We start from the raw sequence: 14,939 nt of genomic DNA on the forward strand, positions 1-14,939 counted from the left end.
GGATCAGACGGTCCATGTGCGCGACCTATCGCAGCACGTTCAGCAGATCCTGAACCATCGAGTTGGATGTGGTGATCACCTTCGTGTTGGCCGAATAGGCCTGCTGGGTGACGATCAGCTTGGTGAACTCGTCGGCGATGTCGGTGTTGGAGTTTTCAAGCGACGAGCCGACGATCGTGCCGCCGCTGCCGAACAGCGCCTGGCCGGACTGGTCCGTCGCCTCGAACGCGCCGCCGTCGATGCGTTTGAGGAAGTTGGTGCCGTTGAAGGTTGCGACCGAAATCTGCGCGAGGTCGATGTTGCGACCGTTGGAATAGTTGCCGACCACGCGGCCGTTCTGGCCGATCGACACGGTCTGCAGCGAACCGGCCGGAAAGCCGTCCTGCTGGATCTGGTTGACCTTCACATTGCCGTTGGCATCGGCGAACTGGGTGACGCCGCCGGCGCCGAAGTTGAGCTGGATATTGCCGAGCGGCACGCCGCCGATGGTCGGCGCCGTCAGGGTGATGCCGCCGATCGCCGGCGTCATCTGGCCGTTCGGCGAGAAGGTGAAGTCGGTGTTGACGTTCTGCCAGGCGACATCGGTGCCGGTGGCGCTGGAGTCGACTTGGTAGAACATGTTCCAGGTGTCGGTGTGGCCGGCGCCGAGCGACGAACTGTCGACCTTGGCCCAGCGCAGTTGCAGGCTGACCGGCGAGCCGGAGATGTCGTAGGCCGTCACCGCTCCGCCGCTGATGGATTCGTTGACGAAGGCCTGGAGATCGCCGCCGAGCACCTGTCCCGTGCCGGCAGTGCCGCCGCCGGTGCGCGGAAGGGTCAAGGGTGCAAGGCCCATTGCGCCAAGTGCAGTCGAATTGGTGGTGGCGAGCGTGAGGGTGCTGCCAGTGCCGGTATGCAGCGTGATCGCACCGCCGCTGATCGTCGGCGCCACGCCGGTGATCGCTTGGATATTTGCCATCAAATCGCCGACGGTGCCGGTAGTGAGATTGATCTCGTTGGCGGCCAGATTGGTAGGCGTATTGACGATGGTGATCGGGATGTTGTTCACCGTAATCGTATCGTTGAGGACGAAATTGGTCGTGAGCGAATTGGTGCCGGCGGCACCGTTCAACAGCGTCGATGTCGAGATCTGCGCCGGCGTCGGTGTCGCCTTGTTATTTTTGCTGGCGCCCGTGGTCGTTGCGTCGCCAAAAGGCGTGGCAGGCGTGCCGAGCGAGCGCGGATTGCCGGACGCGAAATCCGCCGGCTGCAACAGTTCCGACCCCGGAATCGAATTGTCGTGCTTGGTGGTCAGCGGGTAGCTCGCCAAATTGGCGCGGTAGCTCACCACCGATGTCGGCACCGCCGGCAGGAAGTCGTTGGCGAATTTCAGCACCTGCGGCACGCTGCCGGTCATGTTGCCGGTCGCCGGATCGATCGGAACGCCTTCGACATAATAGCCCGCGCCGTTGACCAGGTAGCCGTTCTTGTCGAGCGCAAAGTCGCCGCGGCGGGTATAGTTGTCGACGCCCGAAAACACCGGCTGGTTGTCGCTGAAGCTGCCGGGCTTCTGCACCACGAAGAAGCCGTTGCCGTTGATCGCCATGTAGGTGGAGACCGACGCGGTCTGCACGTCGCCCTGCACGGTGTTGGTTTCGCGCGATGCGGTGGTGACGCTGCCGGCGAGTTGATTGTTGACGCCGGTGTCCGGGATCAGATCGAGGAAGCTGGTGTCGATCCGCTTGAAGGCGGTGGTCTGCGAGTTGGCGATGTTGCCGGAGATGTTCTCCAGCGCATAGGATTGCGCGCGCAGGCCCGCGACGGAGGTCGTAAGAGCGCCGAAGATACCCATGACATTTTCTCCAAATTCGATCCGGGCGGCTCGCCGGTCTCAGGAAACCCAGGCCGCGTCGGGAGAAACTGTCGCAAGCGTTGTGCCAAACCCTAGAATCTCTCCAAATCAATGACTTAAACAAAAAGCCCCGGTCCGAGGACCGGGGCACATTTGCCGGGCGGGCAACAATTGCCGGGCAGCGCCCCTATGACGCCTGCGGTCCCGCCGGGTGAAACACCAGCCCAAACCCGTCGATGCAATAGCGCAAACCGGTCGGCTTCGGCCCGTCGTCGAACACGTGACCCATATGTCCGCCGCAGCGGCGGCAGTGGACTTCCGTGCGCGCCATCCCGAACGTCGTGTCCTTGGTTTCGCCAATGGCATTGTCGAGCGGTTTCCAGAAGCTCGGCCAGCCGGTGCCGCTCTCGTATTTGGTGTCAGAGGAGAACAGCGGCAGGTCGCAACCGGCACAGGCAAAGGTGCCCTTGCGTTTTTCTTTCAGAAGCGGGCTGGAACCCGGCCGCTCGGTGCCTTGCTTGCGCAGGATTTCATACTGCTGCGGCGTGAGCTGCGCGCGCCATTCGGCGTCGGTCTTTTCCACTTCGAATTTCTCGGCGGCCTGCGCCGGCGTGGCGCGCAGCCAGCGGAAAGCGGCGAGGCCAAACAGGCTGGCCAGGGATGTGAGCAGGATACGGCGGTCGATCATGGAAATCTCCGTGCGAGGCAGGCGTAACGGTTCACCATCAAGTACGGCCCAAGCACCCCGACGTTACACGGAACCGTCCCGGATTCGCTCACTTTCCTGCGAGGGAACGGCTGATACGCCGCCGTCCTGTGCCGCTGCCGGCTGCGGAGGCTGCGAACGTACCGGGCGCGGGCCGGCCGGCGGACGGCGCTGCGGCCCGGTTCCGGCCTGCCGGTTGGCCTCCGCCAATCGCGCATCGCGGACGCGTTCCCGGGCGCGGGCGCCTTCCCGGTAACGGGCCAGCGCGCCTGCCGCGGCGGAATGACCCCGCCCCCACAGGCCGATCAGATGGCCGGCAGCGCGGCCGGTGGGGCCGCCCGCCCACACCAGTTCGAACGGCGAGAACAGTTTCCAGCGTTCCTCGCCCCACAGGATGCTGCGCGCGATCACCTGCCCGGCCATCGCCGAGGTGTTCAGCCCATGGCGGCCAAAGCCGCTGGCGACCCACAGTCCTTTTCTCAACTGGCCGATCTGCGGCATGCCGTGCACGGTCACCCCGACCGCACCTCCGAACACGTCCGATATCGCGACCTTGCCGAGCTGGGGGAAGATGGTGGCGATGCGACGCTGAATGGCGGGACCAAAGCGGCGTGGCCGCGCTTCCCAGGTGGTTTCCGGGCTGGCCCACATCAGCCGGTCGCCGTCGACGATCCGGAAATGATCGATGCCGTCGCTGTCGGCTACCGACCCCTTGAAGGCGATCACCTCGCCCAGCCGCTCGCCGAGCGGCTCCGTGACCGCAGCATAGCGCCAGACCGGCAGCAGCGTCTCCGACAGGCGGCGCAACGGGGCGCCGAGATGAACGTTTCCGGCCAGCACGATGTGCGAGGCGCGCAGGCGCGCCGACGGCGTCACGATGCGCTTGCGAATCCCGGACGGATCGATACTGACGACCGGTGTATCCTCGAAGATGCGCGCGCCCGCCCGTCTCGCCTGCGCGGCAAGACCGTGGATGTATTTGCGGCCGTCGATCTGGAATGCGCGCGGATAATAGATGCCGTGGAAATAGCGTGCGGTCCCAAGCTGATCGCGAACGCGATCGATCTGCCATCCTTCGACCTCGGTCTCAAAATCCTCGCTCAGCGTCTGCAGCCGGCTGATCAGCGTTTCGCCGGCGTCGACATTGGAGACCTCCAGCGCGCCCTCGGTCAGCGTAATTCCGGGCATGGCCTCTTCGGTGGCGGCGGCGCGAACATAATCGGCGCCCTCCTTCGACAGCGCCCACAGCTCGCGCGCGTCCTCGAGGCCGACGCGCTCGATAAGGTCGCCGATCGGAAGGCTGTAGCCCGGCATCACCGTGCCGAGCTGATGGCCGGACGCGTTCCAGCCGACATGCCGGCCTTCGAGCACCGCCACGCTGGCGCCGAGGCGCGCGGCCTCCAGCGCCACGGTCAGGCCGGCAAGGCCAGCTCCGACCACGCAAATGTCAACATCCAGGTCGAATGACAGACGCGAGCGAAAAGGCGCGTCGTCGTCGGGGCCGTTGGTCGCACTTGTGAAAGTCTCGGGCATGGCGTTTCTTACGGACCGCTGCAGCGCTTGTCACCCTATCCGGGACATGAGCTTGTAGAATAGTCCAGACTAAGACCGAATCGAGATCGCGCCCATGCGCCGTTTGATGCTGCTGCGTCACGCCAAGACCGAACACGACGCGCCTTCGGGCCACGACCAGGACCGCCGTCTCGACGAGCGCGGCCGGCTGGATGCCGCCGCCATCGGAACCTGGATCGGCCGGCACCCACCGCTCCCCGACGCCGTCCTGGTTTCGACCGCGGTGCGGGCGAAGCAGACCTGGGAGATCGCCCGCGACGCCATGAAGGATGCCGTGCGGGAACAGTTCCCGCAGCCACAGGTCGAATTGCTCGACGAGCTCTATGGCGCCGAGCCGGCGCAGCTGCTGCGGCTGATCCGGCTGGCCGAAGTTACCGATCCCGCGCGCTTGATGCTGATCGGTCATAATCCCGGCATGCATGAGCTGGCGCTGATGCTGGCCGGCAGCGGCGACGCGGCGGCGAAGAAGTCACTTGAGGACAATCTGCCAACCGCCGGCTTGGCGATCCTGGATTTTGCGATCGACGACTGGGACGAAGTGGCGTTCCGCCGCGGCAAACTCGTGCGCTTCACCAGCCCGAAATTGCTGAAGCAGGCGCTGGACGATTGAGGCAAGCGGACATCCCCGCCCCGCCATGCTAAGCTTCCTCATGACGCCGTTTTCAAGCGAATTGAGAACAAGTTCGCCTAAAAGAAAACACGTCAAAACAAAAGGCTACAGCCCGGTCCTGATAACTCAGGATCAAACGGGCTCAAGCCAGGAGGCGCGGATGTTCAAGTCGATTCTTGTGCCGCTCGATCTCGCCGACACCGACCTCGCCAAGCCCGCGATCGCGACCGCCGCGACGCTGTCGCAGACCTGGAGCGGCTCGGTGCGCCTGCTCAACGTATTGCCGATAACGCCGGTAATGCTGGCCGAATATGTGCCGGCCGATTTCGACGCCCAGCAGCGCTTCACCTCGGAAGAAGCGCTCGCCATCGTGGCAAAGGAATCCGGCATCGAGGCGTCGCGCATTTCTACCGCAGTGCGGAAGGGCGGGATCTATCACGAGATCCTCGAAGAGGCGGCGGCGATCAAGGCCGACCTGATCGTGATGACCTCGCACCGACCGGCGATGCGGACCTACTTCCTCGGCTCCAACGCCGGCCACGTCGTGCGCTATGCCAAGTGCTCGGTGCTGGTGGTGCGGCACTAGGCCTGGAATCCGGAGCCTAGTCGCCGCCGGTGGTTGCAATCGTGGCCAGAAGCGAACTGGCGTCCTTCACCACGGCGTCGATCTCGTACAACGCAAGCCCAATGGCTAGCGCGAGCCCGGCAATCAGGGCTGCGATGGAAATGTGCTCAATCGTAACGCGCAGTCCTCTTTGACGATCATCCACGGGTGATGGCTCCATCCCTGTGGCCGGGAAGTTCGATCGCTTGAAAATTCTGAATGAGATCCCGATGCCGGCGGATCACTCGCGCCGCTTCCTGCTCTCTGGATTCGTGCAAGGCGGCTACCAGCCTTGTCCAGATGCGGACGCCCAGCGCCGGTCGCGGACGGTTTTCGGTTGACCAAGGATTTTGCCAGTGTGCGCCAGTGACCCGCGATCTATTGACGGAATGCATCTGATATTCCCTGACCGGTTGCGAAGCAGTTGCGCAACCATGTCACGGGGATGCCGGCGCCGCGTCGTAGGATCGTGGGATTTCGCGCACTTCATCCAGAGAAAGCGGATGAGGCAGAGCCACGCATCGGTGCGGTGGCCGTGAAAAATCGACGGCCGATTACGCCGGCCGCCCTTTCCACCCATGCAGGACCAGTGCGAGAACCGACGTCAGCGCCAGCACGATTCCAAGCCCGATGGCCGGGTCGCCGGCAAGGAGAGCTGCGAGCGATGCGCCGCATGCCGCCCCGGCCATTTGCGAAAAACCAAACAAGGCTGCGGCGGCGCCGGCCTTGTCGCTGAATGGCGATAGCGCGGCCGCGCTCGACAGCGGGCTCGCGATTCCCAGACCGAACAGGAAGACTGAAGCGGCGGCAAGAAATGGCAATAGCGAATTCTTCGCGGCCAGAATCGCGAGAAGCAGCGCGACACCTCCGACAACGGCCGATCCCAGGCCGATCAGCGTCGCGTGATAGAGGCCGAACCGCGCCGACAGTCTTGGCGCCAGCATCCCTGCTCCAAACACCAGGAAAACAACGCCTGCAAACAGCAGACCAAGCGTGACCGGTGACAAGCGGAAGCCTTCGAGAAGCACGCGCGGCGCACCTGAGAAAACGGCGAACAAGCCGGCCATCAACAAACTGGCGGTCCTGGCAGGCGCCGCAAACCGCGCGTCTCGAATCAGGTCGAGATAGCAACCGGCAACGCTGAGCGGATGCAGCGAACCGTAGGACGCGGCCTTGGTTTCGCCGACGAATGCCGCGTACGCCACCGCGGCGCAGATTGCGAAAATCGCAACAAAGGCAAATTCAGAGCGCCAGCCGAAGAGATGATCAAGCGCGCTGCCGACGAGCGGCGAGAACCCCGGGGCGGCCGCGGTTGCGATCGTGATCGACGCCATTACCTTTGCCAGCGCCTGTCCGTCGAACAGATCCCGGGCGATGGCACGGGAGAGAACGGCCATCGTACATGCGCCGGCAGCTTGGATCGACCGGCCGATCAACAAGCCCAAGAGATCGCCCGCAAATGCGCACCACATCGTTCCCAGTACAAAAACGCAGAGCCCGATCAGGATTGGTATTTGCCGACCCAACCGGTCCGACAACGGACCAACAATCAATTGTCCGACGGCAAAAATCGCCAGAAAGACCGTGATGGTCGAGGTGACGGCCGCGCTGGATACGCGCAGATCGGCGGCAATCACCGGCAGCGAGGGCAGAAAAATATTCGTCGACAAGATTCCCGTGGCGGCGAACGCACAAATTACCGCGCTGGAAGCCGTTGCCCTTCGCTGCCTGGGTTTTGCGGCAGACGCCTTGCTCAGAACGACTTCAATGCTCATGGCTTGCGTGTCCCGTGCTTGCTGGTCAAAACGCAGGGAACATCGGATGCCTGATGGTCTGCGCTGCCACGGCTCTCCGGCCGGACACCTGCCATCCTGATCAATAGTCTGTTGGGTGTCGTCCTAGGAATGTCGGAGGACGCTTCGGGCCGTCAGATGGGATGCAGCCCCTGCGCTATGCCAATGCGCGACGCCGGCCGTGCGGCGATACGGATCAAGAGGCTGGACCGCGTGACGATCCCGGTGACGCTCATTCAGCTAGCGGCGTCGTATATCCTGCCACGAGTTTGACGAGATCGGCCTGCCGCGAGGTACCCGTCTTTTCGAACAGGCGGGTGACATGCGTCCTGACCGTCGTGTCGGCGATGCCGAACGCGGTCGCGACTTCCGGAACGCCGCCAACCTCGACGATCGCCAGCAATACGCGAAGCTCGGTCGGCGTCAGCTTGAAGGCGCTGCCGATGGCTTGAGACGCGGAAGGTACCGCTAAGGTCGCCTTGCGGACAAATAGAGCCGCAGCGGCTGTACCGACAACTCCGGCGCGGCGCCGCGCTCCTGAGGTCAGCGGCAGCGCATGGGCGATAAAGCGCTCGCCGTCCTTTCCGGTCAGCGGCACGGCGATGCCCTTGGTGCCGAGGGCCGCGTCGCCCTGCCCTGCGGCTGCAAAGACGTCCCGCAAGGTTCGATCGATCTGCGCATCACGAGCTACCAGCCGCCCGCTCGCGGAACTCAGTATATCGCTCGCGCCAAGAAGCGCTTGGCCGGCGGCATTGGCATGAATCAGACGCCCGGTCGCATCGACCAGATACATGCCCGCACTGAGCCCATCGAGCGTATCGACGAAGGTTGCGACTTCCGCCGCCTTGAACTCGAACATTCTGCCAATCAGCACGGCTCGCCTGATATGCGGCGCGATCAGCCTCATTTGCCGGCGCGCATGGTCGTCGACGACGCCGTTCCGTTCGTGGCGGAAGACTCCGAAAATGGCGGCGCTGACGGTCGTCCTGTCGACGACCGCGCTCAGGAAATCGACCAGGCCCTGGGGCTCGGCCCATTGACGATACAATTCGCTCTCGGCGAGTTCGCCGACCGACATCAGGTCGGTGGTCGCAATCGGCTGTTCAAGGTCGCCGAGAAAGTGCCCCTCGGCGGCCGGATAGATCTGTTGAAAGAGAGCAACCGGCAACGGCGTCTGGAATCCAGTGCGGTGCGGGATCGAGGCGTGCGGTACGCCGACATCCTTGCAGAAAAGTCCGCCGCCGGAACCGCCGACAAAGCCGGCGATCCGTTCGATGGCGCTCTCCCAAAGAGAAGCTTCAATGGCAGCGTCGTAAACGGCGCTGATCAGGTCACTCAGCCGTCGCTGATCTTGGAAATCGCCTGGTGTGGACAATGCAGAAACCGACCGCGGATGTGAAACATTGCTCATTGGTCATCCCGAAAACGCGCCCCCGGTAAGACGGCAGTGATGCTTCATCAGTCTATTGCGATGATCCGGACAACTCGTCTGCTCAAATTATATTGAGGCGGCACTGTAGTTTGGTGGGGAATACAGCCCATCCTACGATCCTACGATGCCTGGCTCGACCCGAGACCAACCACACGACGGCCAGCCGGCGAGCCTCTGCTCGGGCGCGTCAAGGAAAATCGCCTCCGAAGGCCACGCGAAGGCCGCCCCTGGCGGTGCCGATGCGGCCCTGGTCGGACATCGCGATGCGTTCGACGAAAAAATTCGGCCCGATCCTTCGACCGGGCCGGATGGCGTTACAGCATTCAATCCAGACGCCTCACATGATGCGTCCGAAATCCGGATCGACGCCGCTGCGCACGGCCGATTCAATTCGGCTGCGTTCGATGCCGATGTCGCGGAGCGCGCGATCGTCCAATTCGCTCAGTGTCTGGATGGCCTGGCGGCGCGCGAGATAGGTGACGATACCGTTTACCCATTTGCCGAGCAGGCGGAAAAAGCCGCCCATCGCGCTGGGGGACACAGGTTGGCCTATGGTTCTGGATATCGTCGTCATCGCGCTTCTCCTTGCTTTCACGCGGCAAGCGGCTGCCGCCGGCACAAACGCTTGCGAGAGCGCCTGCACCCTAATGGACTGATTGTCTTGCACCCCTCTCAGTGCAATCTCGGGCTTGATGGGTTCAAAATGATCCGATACAGTTCTCGGTGCAAGGAAAACATTGCTCTCGGTGCAATTATGTCAAAATTCGAGTACCTGAAGCTTGCCGATACCGTCGCCACCGAGATCGCCAATGGCGCGCTCAAGCCCGGCGACCGCCTGCCGCCGCAGCGCAGCTTTGCCTATGAGCGCAAGATTGCGGTCTCCACCGCGAGCCGCGTCTACACCGAGCTGTTGCGCCGCGGCCTCGTGGTCGGCGAAGTCGGGCGCGGCACATTCGTTTCGGGCGAGACGCGCCGCGGCATCGCCATGCCGGCCGAGCCGCGCGGCGCGCGCATCGATCTGGAAGTGAATTACCCGATCCTGCCGACGCAATCGGCGATGATCGCGAGAAGCCTTGCCGGCCTGGAACGTCCCGAAGTGCTCGACCTCGCGTTACGGCACTCAACCACGGCAGGCACGCAGGCGGCACGGACCATTTCGGCCGAGTTTCTCTCACGGGAGGACTGGTCCCCCGCCCCCGATCAACTGGTCTTCACCGCGAACGGCCGGCAATGCATCGCGGCAGCACTGGCGGCGATGGTGCCAAGCGGCGGCCGCTGCGGCGTCGAGGCGTTGACCTATCCCTTCATCAAGGACATCGCGGCGAGGCTCGGCGTCACGCTGGTGCCGCTGGCGATGGACGAGTATGGCGTTCGCCCCGACTCGGTACAAAAGGCGCATCGCGAGGCGCATCTGTCGGCGCTGTACGTTCAGCCGACGATACAAAATCCGCTCGGCATGACCATGCCGCAGGCGCGCCGGGCCGATTTGCTGCGCGTCGTCGAAAAACTCGGCCTCCCCGTCATCGAGGACACGGTCTACGGCTTTCTCGACGAGGAAACGCCAATGGCCGCGCTGGCGCCGGATAGCTGCATCACGCTCGACAGCCTGTCGAAGAAGGTGGCGCCCGGCCTTGCGCTCGGCTTCATCGTGTCGCCGCCGCGCCTGCGCGAGCGCATCATGGCCGCGGTTCGCTCGGGCGGCTGGACGGCTTCCGGATTTGCCTTTGCCGCCGGACAACGGCTGATGGCGGATGGCACGGTGGCCGAACTGTCACGGCTGAAACGGATCGACGCGGCGCGGCGCCAGCAGATGGCGGCGAGATATCTCGCCGGCTTCGAGGTTCAGGCCAACGTCAAGTCCTACCATCTCTGGCTGACCTTGCCGCAGCATTGGCGCTCGCAGACATTCGTCGCGGCGGCGGCCCGACGCGACATCGCACTGACCCCTTCGACCACTTTCGCCGTGATCCCCGGCCATGCCCCCAACGCCGTACGCCTGGCGCTCGGCGCCCCCTCTACCGAACAGCTCGATCTGGCGCTGCGCACGCTCTCGGGAATGCTGACGGCGAAAGAAGACGTCGATACGACAGAATAGATCTACCGGTCGTGCGTTTCGCTCCCCGGCCACTCCGCGATAAAGCCCCTCGCCTTGTACGGCTCGATCTTGTGCCATTCATGGAGCATGCGGCGCGAGAATTCGGCATCGGTGTGCCAGAGCGCACGCGGCGTCCGAAAACTGTCGACCATGACCAGCATCTTCTCCACTTCCGGCCAGTGCCGATGCAGCGTCATCGGATAGCGGCGCGCGGTCCAGGTATTGCCGAGGCAGATCACGCTACGGATGTTGGCGAGCCCTAGCGCGGCATCGATGATCGGCAGCGAGAAGATCACGTTCTCGCCCGTGTTCATCGCACGATCCTCTCTCAGGATGATGTCGGCAGGAACCCCGCGCGCGACCATGGCATCGGCAATGATCGCGCATTCCGACAGATCGGAGCCTGCCGTCACGCCGCCGCTCACGATCGCCCAGCGAAAATATCCCCTTCGCCACAGCCGGCAGGCTTCATCGACGCGCTCCTCGACGTCCTCGCGCGTGCCGAACATGAACAGCAGGTCCGCCGGCCGTAGCGGCGTCTCGATCAAATGCCGTGCGTTGATCGCGGCAATCTCGGCCTCGGTCGGCAATCGCATTGCTTCGATCCGTCGCGACGATTCGTCAGGGAAATTCGGCCGCAACGATGCCGGCAGTCGCCGGCTTCGCGAAGTCACATTTCATTTCGCTTGATTGCGAAGCGACTATGGCAGCAGCGCGTCGGGAAGCTGGTCGAAAGAGTAGCTGCGCGGCCGATTGCGTTTGATGAAGCCGCCGATCGTCCAGACGAACCAGGCGGCCATGCCGACGAGAAACAACGCGCCGGTGAATTCGAACGTCATAAGCGCCCGCACCAGAAGACCGATCATCGCGATCGCCAACAACGCCACCATCGTAACCGCTGTGGCATAGGTGACCGTCCCGATGCCGCCGGTCAGGGAAGCCCTGCTGCCTGCCGCCTTCATCCTTCGATGCAGTTCGGTGATGAAGGCGCGGTAGCCCTGGTCCTGCGGCGTCATCAAGGAGACGGTCTGCCAGGTCGTCGAAAGGATGGCGATCCGCCCCTCCCCGGCCCTAGCGATATCGGCGCGAAAGCGGCGGGCCTGCATCGACATCGGCCGATACGACAGACGGACCGAGGCGATATCGGCATACGGCCACACGCCGGACCGTCGCCCGGTCCGCCACGACAATCCGGAATCCGTCAGTTCGAATTGATACGCCGACGAGATCAGCGACGCCTTATAGACGTAGCTGATCGTGCGCGCCCCCTCGCCCTCGGCCGCCTGGTTCGGCAGTGATGTCGGCAATCCAAAATATCCGTTTCGTTTGAAACCGCCTGCTTGCGGAGCCGGCTGGCTTTACCTTACAAGCGGGCCATGGCCGAGACGACTTATTTTCCGCGCCGCCTGATCCTGGCCGGCGCGATTGTTTCCGGAGTGCTGCTGGCGCTGGCCGTGCACATGCTGGGCGCGCGTTACGGGCTCGATCTCGGCGGCCTGTGGCGTTCCGATACCACCGAGTTCATGCCCGCGGGCGCAGCGATCGCGTGGTGGCTGATCGCGACCGTCGGCTTTTCCGGCGGCTATTTCACCGCCGGCCTGATGCACAGCGCGGCGTCGGGCCAGATCCCGCAGCGGATGCGGCAGTTCCTGATCGCGGTCGGCGTGCTGGTGCTCGCCGGCGCCGGACAGGCTGCCTCGGCGCCGAGCCCTGTCCCGACCATATCAGGCGTGCTGGCGGGCCTTGCAGCGCTGTGCCTGGGTGCGGCAATGGCGTTCTGCGGTGCGCATTTCGCCTTGCGCAGGGCTTGAGCTAGGCGACGATGCGCGCCCGCGCCGTCGACATCATCGTTTCCACCTCCGCTACCGGACGCGGCGGGCTGAACAGATAGCCTTGCGCCTGTGTGCAGCCTTCCTGGCGCAGGAGGTCGAACTGCGCGTCGGTCTCGACGCCTTCGGCCGTGGTGACGATGCCCAGGCTCTTGCCGAGGCCGGTGACCGCGCGGACGATCGCCATGGAGTCCTCGCGCGTCGCCAGTTCGCTGACGAACGAGCGGTCGATCTTGATCTTGTCGAACGGAAAGCTGCGCAAATAGCTCAGGGACGAATATCCCGTTCCGAAATCGTCCAGCGAGATCCTGACGCCGAAGCCGCGGAGCTCGTGCAGAACCGAAAGCGTCGCCTCGCTGTTCTGCAGCAGCACCGATTCCGTGATTTCCAGCTCGAGCCGGTGCGCCGGAAGACCGGAGGCTTTCAGCGCCTCCTTCACCGACAATACCAGATTAGGATTCTTGAACTGCACTGGCGACAGGTTGACGGCAACGCAGACATCCTGCGACCATTGGGCTGCGTCCATGCAGGCCTGGCGCAACACCCACTCGCCGAGCGGAACGATCAGGCCGGTTTCTTCCGCCAGCGGAATGAAGTTGACCGGAGAGATCATGCCGCGCAGCGCGTGATTCCAGCGCACCAGGGCCTCGAAGGCGACCACCACATCCTTGGCGACGTCGCGGATCGGCTGGTAATAGACCTCAAACTCTCCGCGCTTCAGCGCCGCGCGCAAATCAAGTTCCAAAAGCCGCCGCGCCTGCGCGCGGGCGTCCATTCCGGTCTCGAAGAATCGGTAAGTGCCGCGGCCGTCCTCCTTGGCGCGATAGAGCGCGAGATCGGCCTTCTTCAGCAGTTCGTCGGGGTTCTTGCCGTCCTCGGGCGCCAGCGAAATGCCGATGCTGACGCCGATGACAAGCTGGTGCCCGGCGATTTCGTAGGGCGCGGAAACCTGCTCGACGACATGACTGGCGAGCAAGGCGACGGCGGATGGGTCGCAATCGCTGCAGAACTGCACGATCGCGAATTCGTCCCCGCCGAGCCGCGCCACCGTGTCGTGCTCGGTGATGCATTCGCCGAGACGCCGTGCGACCTCTTTAAGCAGCACGTCGCCGACCGGATGGCCAAGCGAGTCGTTGATGTCCTTGAAGTGGTCGAGGTCGAGACAGAGCACCGCAAGCTGATCGTTGCGTTTGGCAAGCCGCAACGCCTTTTCGAGCTGCTCGCGGAATAGCGTCCGGTTCGGCAGATTGGTCAACGCGTCATGGCGCGCCATGTGAGAAATCTGTTCCTGGGCCGCCTGCCATTCCGTGATGTCTTCGAAGGTAGCGACCCATCCGCCGCCCTTCATGGGCTGATCGACCACGCGAAGCGAACGTCCGCTACGGCCCATCGTCTTGGTCACGATTCTGCCGGCTTTGGCGTCCGCCAGCACCGCGCTGAAGAACTCATCGGGATCGCCGTCCCATTCGCCGACCGCTTTCAGTTCCCGCAGAACGTCAACGAGCAAACGGCCTTGAAGCGGCATGCCGGTCCTGTCCATCAGTTCGACGTAGCGCTGGTTGAACAGCAGGATGCGGCCGTCCGCGTCAAACATGCAAAGTCCCTGCGACATGTTGTCGAGCGCGGTGTCGAGCAGGATCTTCTGATTATGCAGTTCGCCTTTCGCGCGGCGGTCGATCATGGCCGCCAGCAGTGACAGACCGAGGATGGCGAAGGCCGCGACCGCCGTCAGGAACGAAAGCGCCGTTGGAGAAATCGACATCCCGTCGCTACCGAGGGTCGGGTCGGGAATCAGCGTGACGGCGCCCATCGCCGTGAAATGATGCGAAACGATGGCGACCGTCAGCAGCCCGGTGGCTGCCACAGTATAAAGCGGATTGTCACGGCGTGCGGCGACCAGAAGCGCAATCGCGGCAAACAGGCTGCCTAACACAATCGAGGCAACGACGATGCCGGGCGACCACACGATGAACGCCGGAAGCTCGAGGGCCGCCATGCCGGTATAGTGCATCGCTGCGACACCACCGCCAATGACGGCGCCGCCGAGGGCGACTACCGACTGGCGCGCACTGGACAATGCAATGCAGAGGCCGATCGCGACAATGCTGATCGCGAAGACCAGCGATAACAAGGTGATGGGGATGCTGTATCCGGCGCCCGCGCCGGGATCGTACGCCAGCATCGCGACAAAATGGGTTGCCCAGATTCCGCAGCCGCCGACGGCCGCATCGAGGCCGATCCAGGTTGCGCGCGTGCGGCCGCGCGACACCCTGGCCCGATGAAACAGGCTGATGGCGACCGCGCTGGCGAGCCAGCAGATGGTGCCTGCCAATACGACCAGGCGCCAGTCATGCTCGGTGGCGAGGCAAGTTAGAACGCGATACATTACAGACTCTCCCCAACAGCCTGTAACAACGATCCCATTCGTATATTTGAGGTAACCGCCGCGGCCGAGTTGCGCGGATGG

General features: G+C 63.7%; 14 protein-coding genes. 4 read left to right on the forward strand and 10 right to left on the reverse strand.

Annotated elements, in window-relative coordinates:
- Window positions 1-25: 25 nt before the first annotated feature.
- The 3 genes from ACPPVP_RS31715 to ACPPVP_RS31725 form a co-directional block, all read right to left on the reverse strand.
- Window positions 26-1,831 (reverse strand): flagellar hook-basal body complex protein, encoded by a 1,806-nt coding sequence (locus ACPPVP_RS31715; RefSeq protein WP_426527529.1) that lies wholly within the window; start codon window positions 1,829-1,831, stop codon window positions 26-28.
- 187 nt (window positions 1,832-2,018) lie between these two features.
- On the reverse strand, window positions 2,019-2,519 hold the full coding sequence (gene msrB, locus ACPPVP_RS31720; protein WP_426527530.1) for a peptide-methionine (R)-S-oxide reductase MsrB: 501 nt from the start codon (window positions 2,517-2,519) through the stop codon (window positions 2,019-2,021).
- Window positions 2,520-2,582: 63 nt separating this feature from the next.
- Window positions 2,583-4,070, reverse strand: a complete 1,488-nt coding sequence (locus ACPPVP_RS31725) for an NAD(P)/FAD-dependent oxidoreductase (protein ID WP_426527531.1) — start codon at window positions 4,068-4,070, stop codon at window positions 2,583-2,585.
- Between the two features lie 94 nt (window positions 4,071-4,164).
- On the opposite strand from ACPPVP_RS31725, the gene ACPPVP_RS31730 reads away from it, so the two are divergent.
- A complete protein-coding gene (locus ACPPVP_RS31730) occupies window positions 4,165-4,719 on the forward strand; it encodes a SixA phosphatase family protein (protein ID WP_426527532.1) in 555 nt (184 codons plus the stop codon).
- A 160-nt stretch (window positions 4,720-4,879) separates the two neighbouring features.
- Window positions 4,880-5,305: a universal stress protein gene (locus ACPPVP_RS31735; protein ID WP_426527533.1), complete on the forward strand. Its 426-nt coding sequence runs from the start codon at window positions 4,880-4,882 to the stop codon at window positions 5,303-5,305.
- Between the two features lie 16 nt (window positions 5,306-5,321).
- Here ACPPVP_RS31735 and ACPPVP_RS31740 read toward each other — a convergent pair whose 3' ends face one another.
- The 4 genes from ACPPVP_RS31740 to ACPPVP_RS31755 all read right to left on the reverse strand — a co-directional run bounded on the left by ACPPVP_RS31740 (window position 5,322) and on the right by ACPPVP_RS31755 (window position 9,122).
- On the reverse strand, window positions 5,322-5,489 hold the full coding sequence (locus ACPPVP_RS31740) for a hypothetical protein (RefSeq protein WP_426527534.1): 168 nt from the start codon (window positions 5,487-5,489) through the stop codon (window positions 5,322-5,324).
- A gap of 388 nt (window positions 5,490-5,877) precedes the next feature.
- Window positions 5,878-7,098: a Bcr/CflA family efflux MFS transporter gene (locus ACPPVP_RS31745; protein WP_426527535.1), complete on the reverse strand. Its 1,221-nt coding sequence runs from the start codon at window positions 7,096-7,098 to the stop codon at window positions 5,878-5,880.
- Window positions 7,099-7,348: 250 nt separating this feature from the next.
- Window positions 7,349-8,527, reverse strand: coding sequence for a helix-turn-helix transcriptional regulator (locus tag ACPPVP_RS31750; RefSeq protein ID WP_426527536.1), 1,179 nt, complete (start codon window positions 8,525-8,527; stop codon window positions 7,349-7,351).
- 358 nt (window positions 8,528-8,885) lie between these two features.
- A complete protein-coding gene (locus ACPPVP_RS31755; RefSeq protein WP_426527537.1) occupies window positions 8,886-9,122 on the reverse strand; it encodes a DUF1127 domain-containing protein in 237 nt (78 codons plus the stop codon).
- A 180-nt stretch (window positions 9,123-9,302) separates the two neighbouring features.
- Here ACPPVP_RS31755 and ACPPVP_RS31760 point away from each other — a divergent pair, with 180 nt between their 5' ends.
- Complete coding sequence (locus ACPPVP_RS31760) at window positions 9,303-10,643, forward strand: PLP-dependent aminotransferase family protein (RefSeq protein WP_426527538.1); 1,341 nt, start codon at window positions 9,303-9,305, stop codon at window positions 10,641-10,643.
- Window positions 10,644-10,645: 2 nt separating this feature from the next.
- Here ACPPVP_RS31760 and ACPPVP_RS31765 read toward each other — a convergent pair whose 3' ends face one another.
- Together ACPPVP_RS31765 and ACPPVP_RS31770 are read right to left on the reverse strand one after the other, a co-directional pair.
- Complete coding sequence (locus ACPPVP_RS31765; protein WP_426527539.1) at window positions 10,646-11,239, reverse strand: YdcF family protein; 594 nt, start codon at window positions 11,237-11,239, stop codon at window positions 10,646-10,648.
- Window positions 11,240-11,344: 105 nt separating this feature from the next.
- Entirely contained in the window at window positions 11,345-11,950 is a 606-nt protein-coding gene (locus ACPPVP_RS31770) for a hypothetical protein (protein WP_426527540.1), read from the reverse strand.
- Between the two features lie 69 nt (window positions 11,951-12,019).
- Between ACPPVP_RS31770 and ACPPVP_RS31775 the strand changes: the two genes are divergently transcribed.
- Window positions 12,020-12,454: a hypothetical protein gene (locus ACPPVP_RS31775; protein ID WP_426527541.1), complete on the forward strand. Its 435-nt coding sequence runs from the start codon at window positions 12,020-12,022 to the stop codon at window positions 12,452-12,454.
- A gap of 1 nt (window position 12,455) precedes the next feature.
- Here ACPPVP_RS31775 and ACPPVP_RS31780 read toward each other — a convergent pair whose 3' ends face one another.
- On the reverse strand, window positions 12,456-14,858 hold the full coding sequence (locus tag ACPPVP_RS31780) for an EAL domain-containing protein (RefSeq protein ID WP_426527542.1): 2,403 nt from the start codon (window positions 14,856-14,858) through the stop codon (window positions 12,456-12,458).
- Between the last annotated feature and the right edge of the window lie 81 nt (window positions 14,859-14,939).

The organism is Bradyrhizobium sp. McL0615 (assembly GCF_049993905.1).
Lineage (GTDB): Bacteria > Pseudomonadota > Alphaproteobacteria > Rhizobiales > Xanthobacteraceae > Bradyrhizobium.

Coding starts and splice junctions, on each gene's coding strand:
- ACPPVP_RS31755 (WP_426527537.1), bottom strand. CDS start 9,122: ATGACGACGATATCCAGAACCATAGGCCAACCTGTGTCCCCCAGCGCG.
- ACPPVP_RS31745 (WP_426527535.1), bottom strand. CDS start 7,098: ATGAGCATTGAAGTCGTTCTGAGCAAGGCGTCTGCCGCAAAACCCAGG.
- ACPPVP_RS31750 (WP_426527536.1), bottom strand. CDS start 8,527: ATGAGCAATGTTTCACATCCGCGGTCGGTTTCTGCATTGTCCACACCA.
- ACPPVP_RS31715 (WP_426527529.1), bottom strand. CDS start 1,831: ATGGGTATCTTCGGCGCTCTTACGACCTCCGTCGCGGGCCTGCGCGCG.
- ACPPVP_RS31780 (WP_426527542.1), bottom strand. CDS start 14,858: ATGTATCGCGTTCTAACTTGCCTCGCCACCGAGCATGACTGGCGCCTG.
- ACPPVP_RS31765 (WP_426527539.1), bottom strand. CDS start 11,239: ATGCGATTGCCGACCGAGGCCGAGATTGCCGCGATCAACGCACGGCAT.
- msrB (WP_426527530.1), bottom strand. CDS start 2,519: ATGATCGACCGCCGTATCCTGCTCACATCCCTGGCCAGCCTGTTTGGC.
- ACPPVP_RS31730 (WP_426527532.1), top strand. CDS start 4,165: ATGCGCCGTTTGATGCTGCTGCGTCACGCCAAGACCGAACACGACGCG.
- ACPPVP_RS31725 (WP_426527531.1), bottom strand. CDS start 4,070: ATGCCCGAGACTTTCACAAGTGCGACCAACGGCCCCGACGACGACGCG.
- ACPPVP_RS31775 (WP_426527541.1), top strand. CDS start 12,020: ATGGCCGAGACGACTTATTTTCCGCGCCGCCTGATCCTGGCCGGCGCG.
- ACPPVP_RS31760 (WP_426527538.1), top strand. CDS start 9,303: ATGTCAAAATTCGAGTACCTGAAGCTTGCCGATACCGTCGCCACCGAG.
- ACPPVP_RS31735 (WP_426527533.1), top strand. CDS start 4,880: ATGTTCAAGTCGATTCTTGTGCCGCTCGATCTCGCCGACACCGACCTC.